This window comes from Cupriavidus sp. GW822-FHT02D05 (assembly GCF_058802485.1).
Genome location: NZ_JBXAOE010000005.1, coordinates 52847 through 76905, shown reverse-complemented (window position 1 = coordinate 76905; position 24059 = coordinate 52847). Strand labels below are relative to the sequence as shown.

Annotated in this window: 18 protein-coding genes; 4 read left to right on the top strand and 14 right to left on the bottom strand. The window is 63.5% G+C overall.

Annotated elements, in window-relative coordinates:
• Window positions 1-21 precede the first annotated feature (21 nt).
• The 6 genes from AC1RQK_RS08440 to AC1RQK_RS08415 all read right to left on the bottom strand — a co-directional run bounded on the left by AC1RQK_RS08440 (window position 22) and on the right by AC1RQK_RS08415 (window position 7457).
• Entirely contained in the window at window positions 22-306 is a 285-nt protein-coding gene (locus AC1RQK_RS08440; protein ID WP_492372512.1) for a DUF2218 domain-containing protein, read from the bottom strand.
• 53 nt (window positions 307-359) lie between these two features.
• The gene (locus AC1RQK_RS08435) at window positions 360-1301 is read right to left on the bottom strand and encodes an isochorismatase (RefSeq protein ID WP_492372513.1); all 942 of its coding nucleotides are present in this window, start codon (window positions 1299-1301) and stop codon (window positions 360-362) included.
• Window positions 1302-1307: 6 nt separating this feature from the next.
• Window positions 1308-2936 carry a (2,3-dihydroxybenzoyl)adenylate synthase gene (locus AC1RQK_RS08430; RefSeq protein ID WP_492372534.1) on the bottom strand — a complete coding sequence of 543 codons (1629 nt, stop codon included), beginning with the start codon at window positions 2934-2936 and terminating at the stop codon, window positions 1308-1310.
• Window positions 2936-4123 (bottom strand): isochorismate synthase, encoded by a 1188-nt coding sequence (locus AC1RQK_RS08425; RefSeq protein ID WP_492372514.1) that lies wholly within the window; start codon window positions 4121-4123, stop codon window positions 2936-2938. Before AC1RQK_RS08425 ends, AC1RQK_RS08430 begins: the two co-directional genes overlap by 1 nt.
• A 215-nt stretch (window positions 4124-4338) precedes the next feature.
• Window positions 4339-6447 carry a TonB-dependent receptor domain-containing protein gene (locus AC1RQK_RS08420; protein ID WP_492808486.1) on the bottom strand — a complete coding sequence of 703 codons (2109 nt, stop codon included), beginning with the start codon at window positions 6445-6447 and terminating at the stop codon, window positions 4339-4341.
• Window positions 6448-6548: 101 nt separating this feature from the next.
• Window positions 6549-7457, bottom strand: a complete 909-nt coding sequence (locus AC1RQK_RS08415) for a helix-turn-helix transcriptional regulator (RefSeq protein WP_492372535.1) — start codon at window positions 7455-7457, stop codon at window positions 6549-6551.
• A 308-nt stretch (window positions 7458-7765) separates the two neighbouring features.
• On the opposite strand from AC1RQK_RS08415, the gene AC1RQK_RS08410 reads away from it, so the two are divergent.
• Together AC1RQK_RS08410 and AC1RQK_RS08405 are read left to right on the top strand one after the other, a co-directional pair.
• On the top strand, window positions 7766-8725 hold the full coding sequence (locus AC1RQK_RS08410) for an alpha/beta hydrolase (protein ID WP_492372516.1): 960 nt from the start codon (window positions 7766-7768) through the stop codon (window positions 8723-8725).
• 231 nt (window positions 8726-8956) lie between these two features.
• Window positions 8957-9817, top strand: coding sequence for a helix-turn-helix transcriptional regulator (locus AC1RQK_RS08405; protein ID WP_492808484.1), 861 nt, complete (start codon window positions 8957-8959; stop codon window positions 9815-9817).
• Between the two features lie 67 nt (window positions 9818-9884).
• Here the strand turns inward: AC1RQK_RS08405 and AC1RQK_RS08400 are convergent, their stop codons facing one another.
• From AC1RQK_RS08400 to AC1RQK_RS08365, 8 genes are all read right to left on the bottom strand, one after another.
• A complete protein-coding gene (locus AC1RQK_RS08400) occupies window positions 9885-11804 on the bottom strand; it encodes a saccharopine dehydrogenase NADP-binding domain-containing protein (protein WP_492808482.1) in 1920 nt (639 codons plus the stop codon).
• Window positions 11801-12952, bottom strand: a complete 1152-nt coding sequence (locus AC1RQK_RS08395) for a saccharopine dehydrogenase NADP-binding domain-containing protein (RefSeq protein ID WP_492372519.1) — start codon at window positions 12950-12952, stop codon at window positions 11801-11803. Before AC1RQK_RS08395 ends, AC1RQK_RS08400 begins: the two co-directional genes overlap by 4 nt.
• 64 nt (window positions 12953-13016) lie before the next feature.
• A complete protein-coding gene (locus tag AC1RQK_RS08390; RefSeq protein WP_492372520.1) occupies window positions 13017-14357 on the bottom strand; it encodes a hypothetical protein in 1341 nt (446 codons plus the stop codon).
• 13 nt (window positions 14358-14370) lie between these two features.
• Window positions 14371-15207 carry a thioesterase II family protein gene (locus tag AC1RQK_RS08385; protein ID WP_492372521.1) on the bottom strand — a complete coding sequence of 279 codons (837 nt, stop codon included), beginning with the start codon at window positions 15205-15207 and terminating at the stop codon, window positions 14371-14373.
• Window positions 15208-15228: 21 nt separating this feature from the next.
• Window positions 15229-17277, bottom strand: a complete 2049-nt coding sequence (locus AC1RQK_RS08380; RefSeq protein ID WP_492372522.1) for a TonB-dependent receptor — start codon at window positions 17275-17277, stop codon at window positions 15229-15231.
• A 215-nt stretch (window positions 17278-17492) separates the two neighbouring features.
• Window positions 17493-18221: a 4'-phosphopantetheinyl transferase family protein gene (locus tag AC1RQK_RS08375; RefSeq protein ID WP_492372523.1), complete on the bottom strand. Its 729-nt coding sequence runs from the start codon at window positions 18219-18221 to the stop codon at window positions 17493-17495.
• Complete coding sequence (locus AC1RQK_RS08370) at window positions 18218-20050, bottom strand: ABC transporter ATP-binding protein (protein WP_492808478.1); 1833 nt, start codon at window positions 20048-20050, stop codon at window positions 18218-18220. The genes AC1RQK_RS08375 and AC1RQK_RS08370 overlap by 4 nt, the downstream gene beginning before the upstream one ends.
• A 1-nt stretch (window position 20051) precedes the next feature.
• A complete protein-coding gene (locus AC1RQK_RS08365; RefSeq protein WP_492808476.1) occupies window positions 20052-21782 on the bottom strand; it encodes an ABC transporter ATP-binding protein in 1731 nt (576 codons plus the stop codon).
• Window positions 21783-22134: 352 nt separating this feature from the next.
• Between AC1RQK_RS08365 and AC1RQK_RS08360 the strand changes: the two genes are divergently transcribed.
• Both AC1RQK_RS08360 and AC1RQK_RS08355 read left to right on the top strand, forming a co-directional pair.
• On the top strand, window positions 22135-23061 hold the full coding sequence (locus AC1RQK_RS08360; protein ID WP_492808474.1) for an ABC transporter substrate-binding protein: 927 nt from the start codon (window positions 22135-22137) through the stop codon (window positions 23059-23061).
• Between the two features lie 44 nt (window positions 23062-23105).
• Window positions 23106-24059 carry a FecCD family ABC transporter permease gene (locus AC1RQK_RS08355; protein WP_492808472.1) on the top strand — a complete coding sequence of 318 codons (954 nt, stop codon included), beginning with the start codon at window positions 23106-23108 and terminating at the stop codon, window positions 24057-24059.

The following is a 24059-nucleotide window of genomic DNA, read 5'->3' as shown; positions in this document are numbered from 1 at the left end:
GCGAAGAGAGCGGGCAGGGGATCAAGCACGCTGCCAGTCGATCACGAGTTGCTTGTTGCGTGCCATGAGCGCCAGATGTTCGTCCATGACGTCCTGAATCTTCTCCAGCTTTTCCGCTGACTCGGCTTCGCAACGCATGCTCAGTACGTCATCCGTGCGCGTTATATGGCATCTGCCATACGGAAAATCGATGGCGGCGGCCTTCTCGTCAAACTTGACTCTCACCTTGATGGCGTAGTGCTTGCACATCTTGAACAGGATTCTGTCGGCTTGCGCCAAGGCGATTGCGGCGGTACTGACAAGCATGGCGTTCTCGTTCGCTCGTGAGATTGGGCGTTACGTGTATAGGAACACTCGCTTCATGCGCGCGTGTGGGTGGCGCCTTGCAGCAATCGCCACCAGGCGGCGAGCGTCGGCTCCTGCGCCAATTGCACGAAGCTGACGTCCGCGCCAGCCTGGCGCAATTCCTCGACCCAGGCCATGATGCGCACCGAGTCCAGTCCCCAGTCCATCAGGTTGTCTTGCGGCTGTAGTTCCGTTTCCGCTATCTGCAGGCTGCGCGCGACCTGTGCCGTCAGCGCGGCGAGCGACGGCGGCTTGACGAAGCCACGCGCGGCGACTCCGGCGGCCAGTTCTTCCGTGCGCACGACCTTGCCGCAGCGCTGCGCCACATAGTCAAGCGCCATACGGTGCGCCTCCGGTGAAAAATCGGCCAGCGCATCGGCGACAAAGAACGGCTGGATGTCTCTCATGAACGCCTCGCAGGCTGTCATCAAGCAGCCGATGTGCGCATAGACGCCGCAAATGGCAAGCTGGTCCTTTTGTTGATGGCGCAGCATGGATTCGAGTTCTGAACGCTGAAACGCGCTGTAGCGCCATTTGTCGAGAATATGATCGCCAGGCGCGGGGGCCAGGCTCGGGCAAATGGCGCTGCGGGTTGGTTGCGCCGTCAATCCCGGGCCCCACATGTCAGTCAGCAGGCCTCGTTCGGTTGCCGTCTGCTGCGGCAGTTGCGCGGTGTAATACACCGGCATGCCGGTGGCGTGCGCGATATCGATCAGGCGCCGTGTGTGCGCCAGCAGATCAGGAATGGGAGCCGCCTGACGGTCATAGAAATCCAGGAAATAGTCCTGCATGTCGTGCACCAGCAAAGCCGCGCGGCTGACGTCGAAACGCCATGCCACCCGATTGGCAGGAAAATCCGCAGGCATGGTGTAAGAGGAGATCTTTGGGATTGCCATATCAACGATAAGAGTGTTTACCTGATGCGATGAATGACGCGTTATAAGCTGTTCATTCACCGTGATTTATCTGACCGCCACCTCAGCGGCAGCCAGCCGATTCGCAATGTCCCGGCGCAATGCCTGCTTGTCGGTCTTTCCGACGGCCGTCTTCGGGAGTACGTCGACGAACTCGACCCGGTCAGGAATCTTGTAGGCGGCAATGCCTTGCGCGCGCAGAAAACGCAAAAGGCCCGCCGCGTGCAGCGCCGGATTGCCGCGGATCACATAGGCGCAACTTTTCTCGCCCAGATAGGCGTCGGGCATCGGCACGAGCGCCGCATCGACGACCTCGGGATGTGTCATCAGAAAGTGCTCCACTTCTTCAGCCGAGACCTTCTCTCCGCCGCGATTGATCTGATCCTTCGCGCGGCCTTCCACCACCAGATAGCCCGCTTCCGTCATGCGCACACGGTCGCCGGTGCGGTAAAAGCCGTCCGGCGTAAAGGCGCGCGCGTTATGCGCATCGGCCTTGTAATAGCCGCGAATGGTGTAAGGGCCGCGGGTCAGCAGATGCCCCACCTCGCCCGGCGCGACGGGCTGATCCTCGTCATCCACGATGCGGATTTCATCGTCCGGCGAAATCGGGCGGCCTTGCGAGCGCACCACCACATCAACAGGGTCATCGAGCCGCGTATAGTTGACGAGTCCTTCGGCCATCCCGAACACCTGCTGCAGCTTCGCGCCCAACCCGATCTCCAGCCGCTGCGCCAGCGTGCCGCCGAACCGGGCGCCTCCGACCTGCACCACCTGCAAACTGGCCAGCGCATCCCGGCGCCGCCAGGCGGCCGAGAGCCAGACCGGTACGAGTGGCGGCACCAGCGCGGTGATGGTCACCCGTTCCCGCGCAATCAACAGAAAGGCCGCATCAGGGTTGCCGCTGTCGCTCAACACGACGGTACCGCCCGCATGCAGCGTGCCCAGTGTGCCGGGCGAACTCATTGCATAGTTGTGCGCGACGGGCAAAACGCACAGGTAGACGCTGTCCTCGGTCAGGCCGCAGATGCGCACGCTTTCGCGAATGCTGTAGAGATAGTCGTCATGCGTGCGCGGGATCAGCTTCGGGGTGCCGGTGCTGCCGCCGGACAACTGTAGAAGGGCGACGTCGCTGGCGGCGGGAGCCGCGGGCAATTCGTCTACGCGTGCAGGCAAGCTGTCCAGCGCGATGTGACCTCCTGCATCGCCGGCTATCAGCACATGCTTGAGCGTCGGCGCTTCCGCTTGCACGCTCTTCGCCAGTTCACGGTAGTCGAATCCGGCATGACGGTCCGCCGCGATATAGGCCACCGCTTCGGCATGCCGGCAAAAATAGCCGATCTCCTGCTTGCGGTGGGCCGGCAGTGCAAAGACCGGCAGCGCACCGATTCTGAACAGCGCGAAGACAACGGCGAAGAACGCAGCGCAATTCGGCAACTGCAGCACAACGCGATCGCGCGGGCGAATCCCCAGTGTGACGAAACCGCCGGCCAGACGCTGTGCCTCATCCGCGAGTTGGCGGTATGTCCAACGCGTCTCGCCTTGCACCAACGCGGTACGCGTGCCATATTGCTCGGCCAGTCGCGCCAACCACTGTGGAAAGGACTGACCCTGCCAATATCCCTTCCTGCGATACTCATTCGCGACCGCATCCGGCCAGGGCGTGCAATGAGCCTGCATCATGCCGCTACCTCCGTCGCCGCACCGCTCGCGGCATCATGCGCCACACCCATTGCGTCGAGCATCGTGCGGAACTTGGCCGTCGTTTCCGCCAGCTCCCCATCCGGCAGCGAATCCCTCACCACGCCAGCTCCGGCAAACAGACGCAAGGTATTAGCGGCGACTTCCGCGCAGCGGATGGTGACGATCCACTCGCCGTCGCCGCGCGCGTCCACCCAGCCCAGCATGCCGGCGTAAAAGCCGCGATCGAACGGTTCGGTTTGCAGAATCAGTTCCCGCGCGGCACTGCGCGGATAGCCGCACACCGCGGGTGTGGGATGCAATGCAAGTGCCAGCGTCAATGCATCGGCCTGTGTCGTGCCACCGATTTCAGTCGACAGATGCCACATCGTCTCCGTATGCATCAGCGCTGGCCGCCCGGGCACATTCAGCGTCTTGCACAGCGGAGCCAGGCTCTCCTTCACCGCATCGACAACCACGCGGTGCTCTTCCAGATCCTTAGCGGACTCCATCAGCGCTTCTGCGCGACGGCGATCTTCAAGCGGGTCGCTGCTGCGGGGGGCAGATCCAGCCAGCGGATTGGCCCGCACTACGCCTTGGTAGCGGCTGACCAGCAATTCGGGGCTGGCTCCGAGCAGCGTGCGTCCTTCGCCGACCTTCACCGAGAAGGTGTAGCCGTGGGGATTACGCGCCGCGAGACGGGTGAGCAATGCGCGCACATCTACCGGGTGCTCGCCGGACAATTCCAGCACCCGCGCCAGCACGACCTTGTCCAGATATCCGGCGTGAATGTTCGCTATGGCCTGCGCCACCCCAGCCGCGTAAGCGTCGCCCGGGGGAACTGCACGCGTCGCGTAGCGTTCGGCTGCGGGCAGCGGCGCCTGCGAAACGGTCAAGGGCCCGGCACGCAGCAACGCGCGGACGACACCAAGCGCTGCGCGCTTGCCAACATCGAACGGGATCGCGCCGGCCGCCACCGCGTTCGGATGCCCCGTGTCGCTGGCTCGGTTCAGCGCAAGCTGTACACGCTGTCCTAGCGGATCATCCGAATGAGGCACTTCGTCGATGACATCCTGGGCCAGCAACGTATGACTGGGGCTGGAGAGAAAAAGACGGGAATCTGGTCGGTATAGGTCCAGGAGGATCTGTGTCGTGAGCGAAGATTCCGCGCGAGGAATTGCATTCATTCTTTCTGCCCCAACTTAGGTTGACGTGGAAGGATTCGCATACCGGTCCCCATGTTTCTTTTCACCTATCCCGGCCATGCGCAATGGGCTGCTTTTCATTGTGCTGGCCATGGCCAAGCAATGACGAACGAGCCAATCGTCATGCGAACAATCTAAATGGACCGCATCATTAATGAACTCATGGGAAGTAGCGCCGTGAGTACGATTGAAGCTCTTCACATCTGAGCTGTCAGGCTCAGCGCAAAGCGGCGGCCTTGATCCACCATCCAGTTGCCGCTCAAGCCGTTGGCGCGACTACGGTCGTCCACGGGTACCATCTTGTTTGTCAGGTTCAGCACGCCAAAATTGAGTGCGAGATTCTTGGATATGCGATACCTGCCGCCCAGATCGAACGTGGTGGTGGAGGGTCTTTCGCGTACGCCCCGGGCGCCATTCCGGAATGCTGCCCATTGCTCCCTGCCGATGTAGTTGATGTCGGCATAGAGATTCAGCTGGGGCAGGGGTGTCCAATCCACCTGCATATTGAGCTTGTGTTTTGGTGTCTTATCCAATGGGTAACCGTTCAGCGAGCTGCCATCGAATGCTCTTTCCGCTTTGCCCTCGCGTCGCGATTGGGTCATCGTGTACGACCCGGAAATTTTCCATTGCGTGGCCAGATGCGTGCCGGCGCCAAGTTCGAGGCCGTACAGTTTGACTTTGTCGATATTGTTGTACGCGTAGATATTGCGGCCAGGGGAGCTGGGGTCAGCGACCCCCGTGTCATAACTGGATACTTTGTTTTTGAACAGGTTGTTGAACAGGGTGAGGCTGACTTGACTCTTGCCCTGGTCGTAACGCACGCCCAGCTCCTGCGTGAGGCTGGTTTCGGGCTTGAGGTTCGCGTTCCCGCACAAGGTGCCGGGGACAGCGCCCGCCACGCCGCCGGTTGTCATGCAATAGCCAGCAGTGCTCTGACGCAGGGTAGGGGGTTTGAAGCCAGAGGACACGCCGCCGCGCATCGTCCATGTCGGGCTGAGTTTGTATACGCCGTAGATGCGCGGGCTGACATGGCTGCCATACCGATCGTCATGGTCGAGCCGCAAGCCCGTGGTCAGCGTGAATTTGCTGTTGACGAAATAATCGTTCTCGCCGAACAGGGCCCAGGCATCGCGCTTGATGCTGTCCGAATTCGGCGCATGCCCCTTCGGCACCGCATCCTGCCTTCCCACGCCGGACAGCCGGGACCAGATATGCTGACCACCCGCGGTCAGGATATTGCGCTCTCCTGCCCATGGCACCTCAAGTTTGCCTTCGAGCACCGTGTCGGTAATCGCCGGCTTGACCGGAGTCCGGCCCGATGCTGTCCACTGGTCCTGCGTGCCCCGCTCTCCATACAGGGACAAGGTGGAGTTGCCGAGGTCCCATCGCCCATTGTGCGTGACGCCCCAGTACTCGCGCGCATGGCGAGTCTCAACGATGGTCGTCGGCACATTGCGTGGTGTCGCGACCGCGATGCTCCGTCCAGGCGTGCTGAGATAGGTCAGTTGCTCTCGTCCCGCATTCAGGCTGAGATCCTGATTGCGCGCCGGCTTGACCGCCAGCTTGATGTCAAAGCTGAGGTCGCGTTGACCATTTGCCCCGCTGGTGCCATTGAGCGGGTAATAGATATTGTCCTCGCCGCGATGCAACGCCTTGCCCGACACCTGCAAGCCGACCACATCCTTCTTGATCGGGCCGCCGACCCAGAAATCGACGCTCCGGGTGTCGCCCTGGTTTTTCTCCTGCTGCAACACGCCGCCGACGGTGACCGTGCCGCCCCATTTCTCGGGGACCTTGCGCGTGATGACGTTGATCACGCCACCCATCGCATCCGCGCCGTACAACGACGACATCGGGCCCCGCACCACCTCGATGCGCTCGATCGCGCTCAACGGAGGTAGCAGATTGCCTTGAACGCCAGCCGTGCTCCGATTCATCGTCTCCCGGGTATTCTGACGTTTGCCGTCCACCAGTATCAGCGTGTATTCGCCTGGCATTCCGCGGATCGAGATGTCTTGGTCGTTCGGCCCGGCGCCCACCACGCTGACGCCTTCCACGGAGCGCAGGATGTCGGCCAGCGAGTTGTATGGTCTGGCCTCGATGTCCTTGCGCGTGATCACGGAAATGCTGGCCGGCGCCTCCTTGATGGCCTGCTCGCGCTGGCTGGCAGTCACGACCACGGCCTCCAGCGTTACCTCGCCATCTGATGGCTTCGCCGGCTGTATCTGCGCCCAGGCACCGGATGCCCCCAGGACGCCGGCAGCCACTACGGACTTGAGGGCAAAACAGGGTAAGGAATGTGACATGGTTTCAATTTAGGTAATGAGAGTCATTCGCGTTTTCATTATCTGCGTTGAAGGCATGTGAAGTGTTTGTGCAAGAAACGAACTTGTTTGCGCGACTGTCTTCAGCGCTGACCGCTGCGCCGGGCAAGTTTCGGTGTCACCCCGAAGCGCCGTTTGTAGGCAGTTGCGAAATTTGCAGGGCTGGTATAGCCGGCTAGTGCTGCAGCTTGCTTGATGCTGAGGGCGTCGCGCTCCAGCGCCAGCCGGGCTCGCTGCAGGGAGTTCTCGCGCAAAAAGTCGAATATGGTCGTGCCGTAGGCGGTACGGAATTGCCGCTGCATGGTGTTGGCGTTCATGCCCATTTGGCGCGCCATATCCTCGAGCGAAAGCTGGTTGGCTGCCGCGCCGCTAAGGAATGCCCGCAGCTCCGCCATGCGGCAATACCCTCTTGAGCTAAGGCCTGTCGCATTTGGCTGCGCGATATTGTGGATGATGCTCTGGCTGCCCCGCGGCGGTGCCAATGCCTCTGCCAGCAGGTCCAGCATGCGGCTTTCCAGGTAAATCGCCTGCAAGATCGGTTCAAAGGCTGGCGGTCGGACGATCTGCTCGGCCAAGGCTATCGCGCGTGGCGTAGGTTGCCAGGGCTGCGCCAGCAGGTGAGAAGACAGCAGAGAACGCAAGCGCGCGGGCATCGCTGCGCAACTGGCCTCTTGGAGGTGCTGCAGCCATTCGCCGGAGACGACGGCACTAAGTCGTCGCGCATAGGTTCCTTTGCTGAATCGACGGCTGAAGGTTTCGGGTTCGATGGCGTTCATCAGGAACGCCTTCGCGTAGCCCGGTGGCCGCTGGGATAGCTCGTGTGCGTTGCGTGGGCAGGCGGTCGTCAGTACCACGCGCCGATTGCCATACGACAGGTCCAGATTTCCCTCGAGCAGCACCACCAGGTGCAGGCCGGGGGCGCAGCATCCGGAGACGGTGCCATTGAATTCGTCCGTCGCGTCATCGGCGTGCATGCGCAGGCCCGGTCGCATCTCACGGATCTTGGCGATGTGTGTAGCCAATCCTGGCTTGCCGGGATCAAGAAGACGGTCTTCGCGCGCATCCATGCTGCCTACCCCTTTGAGCTTGGCGGCGCCGACTGCTTATCCGGCGGGGCAGCGCAAACCATTTCGTTGCTTTGCCAAACAAACGGCGCCACAACACACATCCTTTCCAGGATAAAATGAAATGAGAATCATTAGCATTATCGGAGTCGGCGTGAGAAAGACAAGCAAATTTTTGTTGCGGCTCTGCGCGGTCGCGCTGCAGGGCGAATACTGGACGAGCCTCGGGCTTTGACATGCCGATATCCGCAACCATCACGCGCCGCACGCTGCTGTTGGCGGGCCTGGGCGGCGCGCTCTCCGGCTGCCTCACGGCCATGAGATCCGGCGCCTCGTCCCGTGACTTGCCGAGCCTCGCCGCTTCGCCGCCCGTTCAGGTCCCTGCGAGCCGGCAGCTCGACGTGACGATCGCCGGGCAACGCCGGCGCATTTTCGTCGCATTGCCGCCGGAGCCGGCGCCGCAGCAGGGATATCCCGTCCTGTACGCGCTGGACGGTAACGCGTCGTTTCCCCTGCTCGCGCAGTTGGCGCGCAACCGCGCGGCGCGCCCCGATGGAGCGCGGGCCAGTACACCGGTAGTGGTCGGGCTGGGATATGCGACGGACGGGCCTTACGACATGCAGGGGCGCACCGACGATTACACTCTGGCCGCGATGCCGGGCCCGACGCCCGGAGCGAGCCGCAGCGGCGCAGATCGCTTCCTGGCCTTTATCGAGCATGACGTGCAGCCGTGGCTGGCGCGGCAGCTTCCCATCGACCCACAACGGCAGATTCTGTTCGGCCATTCCTATGGCGGATTGCTGACCTTGTACGCGTTGTTCACCCGCAGCCGCATGTTTCAGAACTACGTTGCGGCCAGCCCGTCGATCTGGTGGGGCGATCGCGCCATCCTGCCATTCCGGGACCACTTCGTGCGGCAGGCGTCGCCGCTTGAGCCACCCGTCGGCTTGCTGATCACGGCAGGCAGCCTCGAAGAAGGCGTGCCGAACGCGGATCCGGAACGCGCGCGCCGCCAGCAGGCGCGCAAGCAGGTCGGCTCTGCCCGCGCCCTCACGCAGAGCCTGCAGGGCGTGCAGGGATTGCGGGCCGAGTTCCGTTTGCTTGAGGGCGAGGACCACGGCAGCCTGGTTCTCCCCAGCGCTGCCTTGGCCGTCAGCATAGCCTGCGCCCCTCCACTAGCTGGGGCGCCGGCATGAGCACTCAGCTCCGGGCCTCGCATCCATTCGTTGGAAACGAGAAGGCAGCTGACAGGGCGGAAGCGAGTGGATTGAATATGCATTGTAATGAGAAGCATTAGCAATTATATTGGACTGTGGAACCGTTTGCGCGAGGGTATTGCTGCGCTTGTCGAGTCTCCAGTTGGATTAGCGGGGCGATGATCGTCATCAATGTCATATGTGGAGCAATCTGAATGGAAGGGTGAGACCATGAATCGCGAGCAGCAGGAGATTGATCTACTCGATATCAAGGCCGAGTGTGTCGAGTTGCAGCGCGGCCTGATCATCAACCTCGTTTCGTCTAGCCGCCAGTCCGAACCTGTGAAGGCGGTTTCCTATCAACACCAGAGCGACTACATTCACTTCAATTACTTGATGCAAGGGCGGTTCGAGGCCAAGGTGAGGGGCCAGACCATCGCGATGTCGCCTGGCGACTTGAACGTGGGGTTCGCGAATGGTGAACGATTTGACATAGCGCATTGCTGCAGTTTGCTTGATGTCGAACTGATGGTTGATTTCGAGTTGCTCATGGAGTTGGCCGGTGGCGACGGTCCGTTGGTGGACGACATCACCGTCGACCGCTTCTTTACACGTAGCCGCCGTGGCTGCCATCGTGTGAGCGCGGCGGCGGGACAACTGGTCCACTGTTTTCAACAGGCCCGCGATGCCAAGCTCTTGCTGTCCTCCGCCTCGCTCGAATTTCTTTATTGGCATCTGCAGGCATTTCACGCAGACTGCGGGCATGGCGATATCTGCCTGCGGGAGCGCCGCAGACTGCTGGAGGCGAGGGACTATCTCTTGCACGATCTCAGTGCGCCGCCCACCATCGCCGAAATCTCCCGCAAGGTGGGACTGAATCAATTCAAGTTGAAACAGGGCTTTAGGAGTCTGTTCGCTAGTAGCATCTATGCCTGTTTCCAGGCGGAGCGTATGCGGCAAGCGAGGCAGTTTTTGCGCAAGCACAATGTCACGGAAACGGCGATGATGCTGGGGTACAGCAACGTCAGTCATTTCAGTTCGGCTTTTCGCAAACATTTCGGTATGTTGCCCAGCGCCGTGCGCAACGCCTAGGTTGGCAAACGGTCACCAGCATTTCCACCCCCTTCGTGCCTTAGCAGCGCGTTGCGTGACGGTCAGTTCATAGCGGCGGACACGCTTCCTCGCCCGTCGTGCGCCCACGTGCTTCGGTATCGGCAAGCGAGGCCGTTTCGATGCGGATGCTGGCCCGTCCGTACTCTTCCTGGCGCCAGTCTATGCGCACCCGCGACGCCGATGCCATGTACGTCAACGCCTCGCACTCCATCTCTCTGACCAGATTGCCGAGTTCGGGGCACTCAAGTTGGCCGAACATGTCTGCATAAGCGCAGTACGCGACGTCGTAGCCTTGGGCGGTGCTGTTGCCAGACAGCAGGCCGAGTTCTCGACAGCGTTCGGCGAAAGCTTGCCAGTACGCCCGGATGCCGACCTCTGGCGACGCGCTTTCCGCGACCACTTCCGGCATTGGCCAGAGCCAGCGCATTTCCATGCGCCCAGTGTCGAGAAACATGCGCCGGTACAGGGTGAACGCCTGTTCCTGGCCCAGCAGCGCGCGAGCCTGGCTATAGCCGGCGGTGAACATGCTGATATCGCGCGTAATGCGTGCCCAATGCCCAGCTTGCGTGGCGTGCCGCTTGCGCATTGGTGCCAGGGCGATGTAATGGCGGCGCCAGTGGAGCATCACCCGAGCCACGAAGCGGGCAAGGCCCAGCGGCGACAGGCTGGCCTTGAGCTGACGCCACAATGCCGACTCGGTGAGGTAGCGGGTTTGCAACGCGCTCATGCGCGGATGGAGGGCTATGTCATACCAGCACTGTGCATAGTGCGGCCAATCTTCCCCCTTGTCGGCGACGATCTGGCACCAGCCGAAATGCAAGGGATCGCGTTGGTACTGGAGATCACTGGCCCGCCGATAGGTGACGCCGTGGCTGCGCAGCGCGGCGCTCAGCGCCGCATGCGCCGTGTCTGGCAAATGTTCGACCGCATGCGCCCCGGCTTGGACATCGAGCGCGCGGTCGAGCATCGTTTCGACGGCAGCGCAAGCCATCGCGGCGGTGAAATCGTAGGACGAAATGCCGCCGTGCACTAACAGGCCATCCTGCGGCCGGTCGTCGGGGTACACCCATAGGCTGCAGTCCGGGTCGGCGTTCTTGCGTCGTTTGATCGACTGTCCGTTGCTGTAGAACAGGCGTGCCAGTCGCTGGCGCATACCGCGCCCGCGGTCGAGGCGTGCGAACAGGCTGGCCATGCCCGGTGACAGAAACTGGATGTGGTAACGCGCGTCTAGCGTGGCGATGGCGGCGCAGCCGGTCCTGCCGCGCGCGCTGGCCAACCCGGCGATTTCCGGGCTCGAGTAGGGGATCAAGGGCAGCGCTTCGCGCTGTCCGGGAAAATGGAACTGATGCCGAGCATCGCGGCGTGGTGTGCTTTCCTGGCAGCGCTGGCCCTGTGTCAAGCAGGTGCGCTGGGAGCGGAAGCTGTCCAGGATCGCATGGGGGCTGGACTCGCCGCCGCCATAGGCCGCGCCGGCGTAAAAGCGGCTGCGGTAGGTGCCGCTGGGCGAAGCCAGTTCCCGCGCCAACTGCATCAGCAATAGTGTCGATAGCCCGGGTGCTAGCCCCATGCCCGTGAGAATGCGTCGGCCGGCGCGACTTGCTTCGCTGTCCAAGGCCAGGATCGCGTCTGCGGCGTCCAGGTTGTCGTTGATGTCAATGCAATCTATGCCCGCTTGCAGGCATAGCGCATGCGGTGTGGCGGCGAACGCGTTCATGGGGCCGAGAGCGAGGATGGCCAGATCGAACTGGCGTAGCACTGCGATGGCACTATCAGAGTCGCGCATGTCGATAGCGATGTGCCGCACGTCAGGGGGAAGGTGGTCCCCAATGGCGGCGCGGCGCGAGGCGCTGGTCAGGATTAGCGTCGGGTGCCGGGCGCGCAACATGCGCAAGATGCGGCGACCGGTTTCGCCACTGCCGCCGATGACGACAATGCGGGCTGGCGGCAAGTTCGAGAATGGCTTCATGTCGCAGACTCCTGCCTGACGGGGCTTACGGATTGCGTCAAGCCATCGATGACGATCAGCCCTTCGACCTGCAACAGCGCAACGAAGCGCTGGCAGTCCATGGCCTCATGCAATAGATGCACGCCGGGGGGAATGGCGGGGCCTTCCAGCAAGCAGCGCGCGGCAATCGCGATGGTGGCACCAGTGGCCCGGTAGGTGTCAGAGATCATCAGCGTCGCGTTAGCGCTTTCGCCGTCTTCGTAGCGCACTTCCGCTTTGAGGCCGTATACCGGCGGCAAATGCCGCATATCCTGCCGCGCGGCGCGGACCAGCCATTTCGCGGCGCACGCGATGGTTTCATGGCGACGATAGAGCGCGAACAGCTTGGCCAGCAGGCAGACCATGGCCGCGCGCGGCCCGATATTGCTGCCGTAGGCGCGCGCCTGCGGGATGTTCAGCTGACGCGCCAAGCGTGCTAGCTCCTCGGCCGGCATTAGCAGGGTGGTGACCCGGCCCGCCGGCTTGGGGAAGCAGGTTCGATGGCTAGCCCGGTGCAATGGCAGCCGTTGATGGTTGCCATTGCGAATTTCGGGGAAACCGCGTCGCTGGCCGAAGTCGCCGAGGCCATGAATGATGTCCCAGGCCGAGTTGTAACTCCATGCATCGCGGCCGATGCAGTAGGTGCGCAGGCTGAGCGGGCTGCGCCCAAGCGCGCTGCGCTCGATCAGGTATTTGGGGAATAATCCCGACAGTCCCGGTAGCAGGCCGACGCTGATGATCAGCGGAACCGGCGACGGTTCGGCAGCCTCCAGGGCCTGGAGCAGGGGGTCGTAGCCCCCGGCGTCGATCAAGGGAGTCGCCACTTCCCGGCAGACGCTGGCGATGCGGTCGCCAATCAGGCCGGACGGGCCGACGCAGGAGACGACCAGCGCGGCATCGCACAAAATGGCTTTGAGCGCCTCGCGGTCAAACGCGTCCAGCCGGATCCAGGAAAGCCGGGACGAGACCGGCAGCGAGCTGGTGTCATCTGCGGGAGCGCCCTGTCGCGACGCCAGGACCAGAGCGTGGTGGGTATGCTTGAGCAGATAACGTGCTGTTTCGCGCCCGACCCGCCCGTTGCCGCCCATGATGACAATGCGTTGGGCAGAGTTTATGTTTGCTGTTGTCATGAGTGCTGGTCATTTGAATATTTAGAAAGAACGGAAACAAGCACGCTGCAGTCGGCTGCGGCGTTTAGCGTTGAATGATGCGATCTATCTGATCAGCGACCTGCCGATTCAGTCCGGGATCTCCCAGCGTATGAAAAAACCCGAGCTGCAGGCGATGGGCGGGCGACAAGCGGAAGGACAGGACCGGCCGGTTGTTTAGCCGTGCGCCGATCAGGTCCTTGGGGTTGCTGTTGGCGCTCGCCACATAGTCGCGGCACTGCGCGCCGGCAAGGCAGTTTGGATGCCGGTCCAGTTGGTAATTGGAAAAGTTGGACAGGGTGCACGAGGTCGTATCGTTGAAACCGCCGGCCAAGCCACGGGCGAGGGCGAATTCAAGCATCTTGTACAGGCTGAGATGGGCGCCCATGGCTTGCCAGGCAAGCAGCAGGTTCTGGATCTGCCGTCCGATCTGGTGCAGCGCTTGTCCGCCGGCGACCGTTACTGGCAGATAGGCGATGTAATTGCCGATGCAGCATTGGCGCAGCGCGGGCGGCAGGATATCCATCAAGATTCGCAGACTGATCGTGTCGGTGTGCGCGATCTTGCGCGAGCCGTGGTTCAGCTCATACAAGGCCTTGGCAATCAACGCACAGACCAAACTGTTAGGCGTGAGGTCAGGGTCTTGTCCCTGGCATTGGCGCATCAGTCGGGAGAGATCGAAGCTTACGCTCGCGCATTGCGCCATCTGCGGAGAGTGCCGTGCCAGCTGGCCGGCCATCGCTGGATAGGGGGTGGCATACTGGCCAGCGTCTGTCGTGCGATAGGCGGCAAGCCGGCAGAGATTGGCGAGATGCCGGACATGGCCAAGCCGGATCAAAGTCTTGCCGCGACCGAAGGCGTAGATAGCGTCGGGGGCAGGCGAGGTCAATCGACGCAGGCTAGCTTGTATGCCTTCGATCACCGGGCTATCCCCGGCGCATAGCGCATTGTAGTAGCGGATCACCTGGTTGAAGAGCAGCGCGACACTGCCGCCATCACAATGGCTGTGATCGCCGCACTGGAGAATCATGAACTCGTCTGGCGACAACGCGGTACGCATCAGAATGAAGAACATCGGGGCGCAGCGGCGCTGCGACTTCAAGGCGAAGACATCGCGGAATACTTGGCGATAACCGGCATCCAGGTCGGAGACCATCATGGTCCAGAAGTACTCGCTGGCGGCTGGCGCCGCTTGCCAGTGTCCGCGTCCGCGCGCATCGCTGCAGATCGAGCGCGCTAGTCGGGACACTTGGCTAAGGACGCCGGCGATGCTCTGATGTAGTCGCTCCGCGTCAATGGCGCCGTGGAAACGGTAGCCGCAGACGAAGGTCACGCCGCAGCGTGCCATCGAGGCGTCCAGACGGGAGAGGGCGATGTCGGCGGGCATGCGGGCGGGCCAGTTAAGGTGTGCTCGGCCACGGCGCGGATTGTGGTACCGACACACCGGCCTCAAGCACAGTGGCGAGCACCGCTGCTTGCTGCGGGACCAGGTAGAAATGGCCGCCAGGAAGACGCCGCAGCGTGAAGGCGCCAGTGGTCTCCTCGGCCCAAGCCTGGGCGTCGCAAGGAAACAGTTCCGTATCGCTGTCACCGACTAGTGCAGTAATCGGCGTCGTCAGACATGGGCGGTCCGGGCGCGGCGCATAGGTTTCGATGGCCTGGTAATCCCCGCGCAACGCTGGCAGGATCAGCGCGACCAATTCGGGAGAGGACCCCGCCGCGGCTCGGGTGCCGCCTAGTCGCAGCACCTCCTGGATTAGCGCTGCATCCGGGCCGGCGTGCAATCGGCTTGGCCGTCGGCGGCTGGGCGCTTCACTAGCCGATAGCAGCAGGTGACCCGGCAGCTGGCAGCCGGCGCGCCATAGGGCCAAGCTCAGCTCGTATGCCAGCGCTGCGCCCATGCTGTGGCCAAATAGCAGATAAGGCCGGTCCAGCCATCGCGGCGCGGCCTGCAATTGCTGGGCGATCTGCGCGGCCAATGCTGGCAGGTCACGCACGGGTTCCTCGTTGATGCGGTCTTCGCGGCCCGGATACTGGATAGCCGACATTTCGATCCACGCCGGCAATGCCAGGCTCCATGGGCGGAAGAAGCTGGCTGAGCCGCCGGCGTGGGGCAGGCAGAGCAGGCGCACCCGGGCCTGGGGGCGTGGTAGCCAACAGCGCAACCACGCTGTAAGGGGCGCGGCCGGCGTGCCGGCGCGTTGCGTGACGGTAGCTGAGTGAACGTGATTCAACATGGGGAACCCTGTTTTGGCGCGTCAGTAGCGCAGTGTCAATGTGGCGCCAATAGTGCGAGGGCTGCCGATCTCGGCCAGCGGCACCAGTCCCTGCTGCGAGATCACGGTGGCGTAAAAGCGGTTGGTCAGGTTCTTCACCCAGAGATAGGCATCCCACCTTTGTGCTTCAACGCCGAGCTTGAGGTTGACCAACGTATAGGCGTCCTGTTTGAGGGTGTTGGCGGCGTTGAAATAATGCTTGCCCTTGTATTGCAGATCGACCCGGGCCAGCACGTATAAGGCGTCGTTCAGCGGGCGTCGGTGCTGCAGCGCCAGGTTGGCGCTGAACTGCGGCGCGAAAGGGAAACGATTGCCGGCATAGTCGGTGGCCTGGTCGAACTGGTACTGCAAAAAGCGCGTCTGCGTATAGGCGGCGCCTGCACTGAGCATCCAGCCGCGTGCGGGAAGCGCGCGGATTTCGGCTTCCAGCCCACGGCTGCGGCCGCGGCCTGCATTGTCGGTGACGACATTGAAGGCGGTGGCACCGGGGATGATGCGCTGCACTTGCTGGTCTTTCAGGTCGGTCTGAAATAGCGCGGCGCTGAATTCGGCGCGCTGTTCGAACCAGGAAGCCTTGTAGCCCAATTCGTAGCTGGTGCTCTCTTCGGGCCGGAACGTTGGACGCTCACGATCCAGGTACAAGGTGTCGAAGCCGCCCGCGCGGTAGCCTTTGGCAACAGTGCCATACCACAGTGTGTTCTTCGCGGGGGCATACGACAGCGTGGCTTTGGGTAGCCACTTCCGGAACGACAGGCGCCCCTGCAGTGGGTAGTCGGTGCCCATGCTCTGGCGGTTGACTTGCGCGTCAAGCTTGCGGGTTTCGTCATCCATGCGCAAGCCACCGCTAAGGGTGAGCGTGTCCGTCAGCCGGTAGTTGATCTGCCCGAACAGGGCGTAGCCGAAACTGTCTTTGTTGTAGGCATAGCGGTCAGTGATCGGGCCGCCCAGCACCACGCCGGTATAGTCGGCGTTGCTGACCGAGCGGGAGCGGGTCGTGGTGTCATAAGCGTATAGGCCGGCCAGCCAACCCAATGTCGGTTCGCCCTTGGAGGCTAGGCGCAGTTCCTGGGTGAGTTGCGTCAGCGTGTCTCGGCTATGACTGTCGTAGAAGCCGTAGGACGCACTCAACTGGTCGATTCGGTTGTTGGAGCGCCAGTCGCGCCAGCTGGTCACCGAGGTGAGGTCGACATCATCACCCGCCCAGCGGATATGCAGCGCACTGCCGAGTGACTCGCGCTGGTCATTGCCGCTCAAGACGGTGGTCGAGGTGTAGCGGTCCCGTTTCATATCCTCCAGCGGACCGTAGGTATAGGAGCCGCCGGAGAAACTCTCCGCGTCCAGGCTCCAGTTCAACGTCAGGCGAGGGCTTGCCGTCCAGCGCAATTTGGAGCGTAGCGAGTAGTCTTCGCGCGCGTTGAGCTTCTTGCCGGTGATGCCGCTCTTGACGTAGCCGTCGCCCTCGGTGCCGGCGAAGGCCAGGTTCCACGCCAAGGTGTCTGCGATCAGCGGCACGTCAAGCACGCCTTTGACGCCGCGCGTGGCGCGATCGTCGGCTTGCACCGACAACTTGCCTTGCGGCGTGTCCGCAGGAGGACGGGTGACGATGTTGATTACGCCGGCCAGTGAGTTACCGCCATAGAGCGTGCCCTGCGGGCCGCGCAACACTTCAATGCGTTCGATGTCAAGCAGGTCGAGGTCGAACAAGCCGTTGCCGAGGTAGTTGACGCCATCGACATAGAAGCCGACCGTGGGTTCAGTAAACAGTCCCGGGCCGATGCCGCGGATGAAGACGTTGGTGTCGCGCCGGCCGCCCCAGGAAAAGAGGTTCAGATTCGGAACCAGGCTTGAGAGTTCGGCGAGGGAGCGGATCTCGGCATCTTCCAGGTCGGCACTGGTTTTGACCGACAGGCTGACGGCTACGTCCTGGGCTCTGGCGCTCCGCTTTTCGGCAGTGATTTCGATGGCGGGCAGCGTGACGGGATCTACGCTGGCCTGCGCCCATGCCAGTGACGGCAGGATGGCCAGCGCCACGGCAATCAGGGTCGGCTGCAGCGCGCTACGGGTGGCTGGCATTGTGCCGTGATGCGCTGACGTAGGCTTGGTCATAGGCATGCGGTCATGCTTTGAGATGATGAGAAACAAGAATCATTCCCATAATGTCGCAGCGACGGCCTGGGGCGAACTCCCCGAAACCGTCGTGTCAGTGCTCCTATCGGGAGTTTTTGTCGCTGTGCGCGTTGTCGGCTTCAGACCGCGCTCACCACCAGCAGCGTGGCCATATGCTGGCCGCATGTGCGATAACGCCCGGTGAAGCACTGGCCTTGGCGCCAGCCTGCGTTCAAGGTGCGCGCTAGCCGGACCTGGAAACGGTCTGCGTCCACGGCGAAGACTTCGGCGTCCTGGCAGTCGAAATAGGCATTGACGCTGGGATAGAGTGCTTTGAAGAGGCTTTCCTTGGCTGAGAACACCAAGGTGACGAACCGCTGCCGAGCGCACGGCGCCAACGTTGCCGCCCAGCGCCTCTCTTCCGCGCGCAGCACGCTGGCGCTCACCTCGGCCACCGTAGCGGCGCACAGCAAGCGTTCGCAGTCGATGCCGAGCGCATGGACTTGATCGTTGCGAGCAACCGCAGCCAGGGCCAGGCCTTCGGCATGGCTGATCGAACCGACCAGCCCATGCGGCCATGCCGGCGCGCGCTGCGCGCCGATTGCCACTGGCGCGGGATTCACGCCGAGAGCGGCCATGGCGTCGGCGACGCACAGGCGGCCGGCTAGGAATTCGGCACGCCGTTTTGCGACGGCGCGTCGGATACCCGGCGGCTGCTCGATGCCGTAATGGCGGTACAGCGCGTCGCTAAAGGCCCGCAGCTCGTAATGGGTGGCGCGCAAAGCGACGTGGGCCGGCCCGAAAGCGTCGAAGCCGCTATCGGCTTGCAGAAAGCCGGCGGGCGGCTCAGCGTGCACCGCGGCGCTCAACGCGCATCCTCAACCTCGGCGTCGATCTCTTCGGCATGCTGGCCGTGCCAGAGCCGCGCATAGAGTCCCTGCTTGGCGAGCAGGGCGTCGTGGCAGCCGGACTCGACCAGCCGGCCTTGGTCCAGCACGAGGATCTGGTCGGCGTGGCGTATGGTGTTGAGGCGGTGGGCGATCATGATCACTGTCCTGCCCCGAGCCAGCCGCGACAGCGCCTGCTGGATCCGGTGCTGGGCTTCGGCGTCCACCGAGGCGGTGGCTTCGTCCAGCAGCAGGACGGGGGCATCACGCAGCAAGGCGCGCGCGATCGACAGGCGCTGGCGCTCGCCGCCGGAGAGCCGTTGCCCGCCTTCGCCGATGCGGGTGTGATAGCCCTCGGGCAGGGCCTGCGCGAATTCCTCGCAATAGGCTTGCCGGCAGGCCTCGATGACCGCCTCGTCGCTGGCGTCGGTGCGGCCGATGCGTACATTGTCGAGAAGGCTGCCGTCGAACAACTGTACGTCCTGGAACACCATACCGATGCGCCGGTAAAGCGCCGCACTGTCGAGTTGGCGCAGATCGACGCCACCGAGCAGGATGCGGCCTTGTTGCGGATCGAAGAAACGCGCGATCAGGTGGGCCAGTGAGCTTTTTCCCGCGCCGGACGGGCCGACGATTGCGGTGAAGCTACGCTCGGGCACATGAAACGAAAGGGTTTGCAAGTGCCAACGCGACGCCCTGGCCGGCTGGGCATCTTGGTAGGCGAACTCGACTGCATCGAAGGTAATGTCATAGCCCGCCGGCAAGGCCAGCGGCGTTGTGTGGTCGGGCACGGCCTGCGGCAGCGGCGGCTGTTCGAGCACGGCCTGGATGCGGGCTTCGCTTTGCGCAGCGATGCGCAGCACGGTCAAGTAGACGGCAGCATCGAGCAGCGGGTCCAGTAGCTTGTAGGCGACGACGAGGGACAGGAACCAGTGCAGCGTCGGCAACGCGCTGGCACCGGCCAGGTAACCGCCGGTCAGCAGGAGCGCCACCAGTCCGCACTCCAGGCAGAGGCGATAGAGCTGGACTGGGCCTGCGCCCCAGGCCTCGGCGTCAATGCTGCTCTGGCGCATGCGTTCGAAATGGCGGTCGAGCCGGGCGAGCCACGGGCGGAACTGATTGAACAGCCGCAAGGTGACGATGCCGGTGACGTACTCGACCAGCAGCCCGGACGCTTCGCGGAATTGCTCCTGTTTGCGCCGTCCGGCGCGCAGGAACAGCGCGCGCGCGGCATTGAGCAGCCACAGCGCCAAGGGCAGCGCCAGCAGCAGGCAAGTGGCCAGGCGCCAGTCCAGCCAGGCCAGCGCCGCCAGACCGAGCAGGGGCACGGCGAATGCCGTGACCAGATCGGCGGTGACGTGGGTGAAGATGCTTTCCACGTTCTTGATGTCAGCCGACAGCACTTCCGCCAATTGCCCGGCGCGCTGCTGCCGCAGGGTGTGCAAGGGCAGGCGCTGTACGGTGGCGAGCACATGCTCGCGATAGCCACCCATTAGCCGGTAAGCGCCCAGAAAGCAGCATAACTGGCCGACGTAGCCGCACAAACATTGCGCGGCGAGCGCCAGCAGCAACGCCAGGGCCAGCGCGCCGATGCTGGCCGGCTGCGCCGTGGGCGCGCCGCCGGCGACGGCGTCGCGGAACCAGGCGTAGCCGATCAGGAACGGCGTCAGCGCCAGCGCGCGTTCCAGCCCGCGCAAGCCAAGACCGAGATAGAAGGTGCGCGGCGAGGCGCCACTGAGCGCAATGACTCGCTGCAGCATGCGCAACAGGCCGGGCTCGGACTGGCGGGTGGAGGAGTTGGGGTCGTGCATCTCAGCCTCCCGCCGTGGCCGGCGCGGCCAGGTTGCCGGCATCTTGCGGGAGCAGCCGCCAGTCTTCGCTATCCAGATGGCGCCGCCACATGCCGCGGTACAGCAGATTGCGGTGCAAGAGCACCTGGTGGCGGCCGCAGTCCTGGACCCGGCCGTCCGCCAGCACCACGATTTGATCGGCCTGCGCCACAGCGTGCATGCGGTGGGCGACGATGAGAATGGTCTTGTCAGGATAGGTTTGGCGCAAGGCCTGGTAGAAACGGTGCTCGGTCAGGTTGTCGGCAAAGGCGGTGGCTTCGTCCAGCAGCAGGATGGGGGTGGCGGCCAGTAGCGCGCGGGCGACGGCGAGACGTTGGCGTTCGCCGCCGGACAGCGTCAGACCGCGTTCGCCCAACTCTGTATCGTAGCCGCTTGGCAGCGCCTGGATGAAGGCGTCGGCTTGGGCGACCCGCGCTGCCTGCCGCACTTCCTCGTCGCTGGCGTCGGTGCGCGCCAGGCGCAGGTTTTCCAGCAAGGTGCCCTGGAACAGAAAGGCCTCCTGGGTGGCGACACCGATCAAGAGGCAGCGCTGCGCATCGGACAGCGTGTCGAGCGCGATGCCATTGAGCGTGATCGTGCCCTGCGACGGCTGCAGAAGTCCGCCCAGCAAATGCACCAGCGTGGATTTGCCGGCGCCCGAGGGGCCGACCAGCGCCGTGACGCTACCCGCCGGCAACTGCAGGTCGACCGTGTGCAGCACCTGGCGCGTGCCATAGGCGCAGGACACGGCGCGCAGTTCGACGTTCAGCGGCGCCGGCATCGCCTGCTCGGGCCCGGGGGCCGCGGTTGCCGCGTCCAGCAGCGGCAGGATGCGCCCCAGGCTGGTTCGCGCCGCTTGGAAGTCCGAGAAAAACTGGGTCAGCTTGAGCAGCGGCTTGAGCATGCCGGCGCCGAGCATCATCGCTAGCATCACGCCGGCCAGATCGATATGACCCTCTCGGTGCAACCAGGCGCCCAGCGGCAGAATCAGAAAAGCACTGGCGCTCAACAGGACCGTAAACAGCGACCAGCCGGGTACGGTTTTGTGGGTCACCTCGCGGATCAAGGCGTAATAGTCGTGCAACTGTTGACGCAGCTGCTCGAAGCGCGTGACGTCCTGATTAAAGGCCTTCATTACCGGCATATTGCGCACATATTCGACCAGGGTGGCATTGAGCGCTGCTTCGGCACGGGTGTAGCGCTCGAAGTGTGCGTTCATCCGGCGCAGCGGCAGCGCCGAGGCCAGCGCCGCTAGCGGCACCGTGGCCAGGGTGGCCAGCGCTAGCCGCCAGTCGGTCCAGAACAGCAGCAGCGCGACGCACAGCGGAGTGACCAGGGCGGCCAGCAGTTCCACCGTATGGTGGGCAATGAAGGATTCCAGTTGTTCGACGTCCTGCAGCAGAATGCGCTTGAGCTCGCCAGAGCGAAAGCTCTGCAAGTCGCGCAGCGGCAACCACGACAGGCGCCGCGCCAGTTGCTGCCGCAGGTAGGCTAGCAACTGGTAGGCGGCTTGGTGGCTGAGGGCGTAGGCGGCGGTGTAGCACAGATATTTGCCGAGCAGCGCCAGCGCCAGCCAGGCAGCCAACTGGTACAGCGCGCTGGCCGCAAGTGCGTCGTCGGCCAGCAGCGTCAGTGCGATGGCGCGGTACAGTATCCAGTAGGGTAGTAGCTCCAGGGCCGCAGCGGCCACCGTGAGCGGCAGGGCGGCGAGCAATCGTTTCTTTTCCGTGCTCGCCAGGCAAAGTAACCGGCGGAGGAGAGCGGCGGAGGTCGGCATCTTTGGGTTCTCGCGATAGGCGCAGGCAGGCCTGATGGGCTTGCAGGATTGATGCCGACCACTCTGGGCCAGCCGCTACAGGCCCGCTCCCCGCAACGGTAGTGCTAATGGCCGGATCAGGAATATTTGTTGCATCCGCACGTCGATTTGTCCGGCCGCGCAACTGTGTTTTCGGGGGATTCGCTCCGCTTTCGGGTAGCCGACCGACGGCCGCGACGACTAGGATGACCTTCCTTACGCTGAGAGAAGGACGTCGTCGATGAAGCGAATGCTGCAATGTGCTGCGCTGTTGGTCGCGCTGCTGGCTGTCGGGCCGGTGCTGGCCGACACGTTTCCTGTGCGCGTGCAGGACGGCCGCGGCAAGGCCGTAACTATCGTCAAGCAGCCGGCGAGGGTAGCCTCGGTCTCGGCCTTCGGTGCCGACCTGATGGGCGCCTTGGGCCGCGATGTAGTGGGCGTGTCCTCAATGGGCAATCAGAAGCCGGCCTTTCTTGGCCGCCATGTCGCCAAGGCGGTCGATCTGGGCACAGCCAACGAGACCAATATGGAAATGCTGGCGCAACTGGCGCCGGATCTGACCATCGGCATTCGCACCTACACGGAGATGTTCGAAAAGCAGTTCGAGGAGATCGGCGGCTTCCTGGCCTATGACCTTGTGACCTACGAGCAGTCCCGTTATGCCATCGCCTCGGCCGCAACGGCGGCCGGCTTCGCCGAGCAGGGGCGCCGCTTGAACGCCGACTTCGCGCAGCGGCTGAGCGAAGTCGGACGGCGCGCTCCTGGTGGGGCGTCCGCCATCTTCATCTGGCACTGGGCGGATACCCTGTGGGCACACTACGATCACCATATGACCGCCACGCTGATGCGGGCGCTGAAGGTCCGCAACGCGCTGGGGCCGAGTCCGCATCCACGGCAGATGAACCCACATGGCAAGGCGATCAGCATGGAGCAACTGCTGCGGCTCAATCCGGATTTTATCTTCTCATTCCAGGCCGGCGATGCGCCGATCCGCGCCCATCCGGTCTGGCCGCGCTTGCGGGCGGTGCAGCGAAGGCAGGCGTATCGCGTTGGCAATCAATATGCCGAGGTACACGGTCCGCTGGCGCGCGACATGGTGCTGCGGGAAATGGCGCACTTGTTGTATCCAGGCGTCTTTCCCCCGGTGCAAGACATTCCGGATGCGGCTCGGGCGCGGCCGCTGAGCTTCAGGGATTGAGCGGGATGGCTGTATTTTCGGAGGGCCTCGCCAGAGTCGCGTTGATGGCGGCAACGGCGGTGGCGCTGACCGTCGGCGCTGCCGTGCTGTCGTTGACCCACGGCGACGCCGTCGTGTCGCTGCCGCAATTGGCTGCGTTGTTGTGGCGGCCGGACGACTCTGCCGCTGGCTTCGTGTTGTGGGAGTTGCGCTTGCCACGCCTGCTGGCCGGCATTCTGGTCGGCGCGGCGCTTGGGATGGCCGGCGCGATCGCGCAGTCAGTCACGCGTAATCCGCTGGCCTCGCCGGATCTGCTCGGCGTCAGCGCTGGCGCCGCATTGACTATCGTTGTTGCCACCATATGGCTGCCGCTGTCGGTGGCGGGCATGGTGCTGGCGGGCATCGGCGGTGGCCTGCTGGCGGCGCTCATGACTATGCTGATCGCCTGGCGCGCTCGGCTCGATCCGATCCAGTTGACCTTGGCAGGCATGAGCGTGGCGATCCTTTGCTCGGCGGCGATCATGGTGGTTCTGGTGGTGGCGGCCAATGAAGCCAATGGCCTGTATTTCTGGTTGATCGGCGGCTTGGCGGACCGCACCTCCGCGCATCTGGCGCAGCTGTTTCCCTGGGTGGCGCTGGGTCTGGTGCTGGGCTTGCTGTTTTCCCGGCCTCTCAATGTCCTGATGCTGGATGACGCCGTCTGCCAGGCATTGGGCGTCAAGGTGTTGACTTGGCGCGTGCTGGCCGGACTGGCGGCGGTAATCCTGACGGCGGCCAGTGTGGCCGTGGCCGGGCCGATCGGCTTCATCGGCCTGATGGTGCCGCATATCGTGCGCCTCTCGGTCGGCCATGCAGCCAGCGACCACCGGGTGCTGTTGCCATTGGCCGCGCTGGTCGGCGCGGCGTTGCTGGCGTCGGCCGATGTCGTGGCAACGAGGCAGGACATACCAGTCGGCATTCTGATGGTGGTGCTGGGCGGGCCGCTGTTTCTGTATCTGATCGGTCGACGGGTGCGTTGA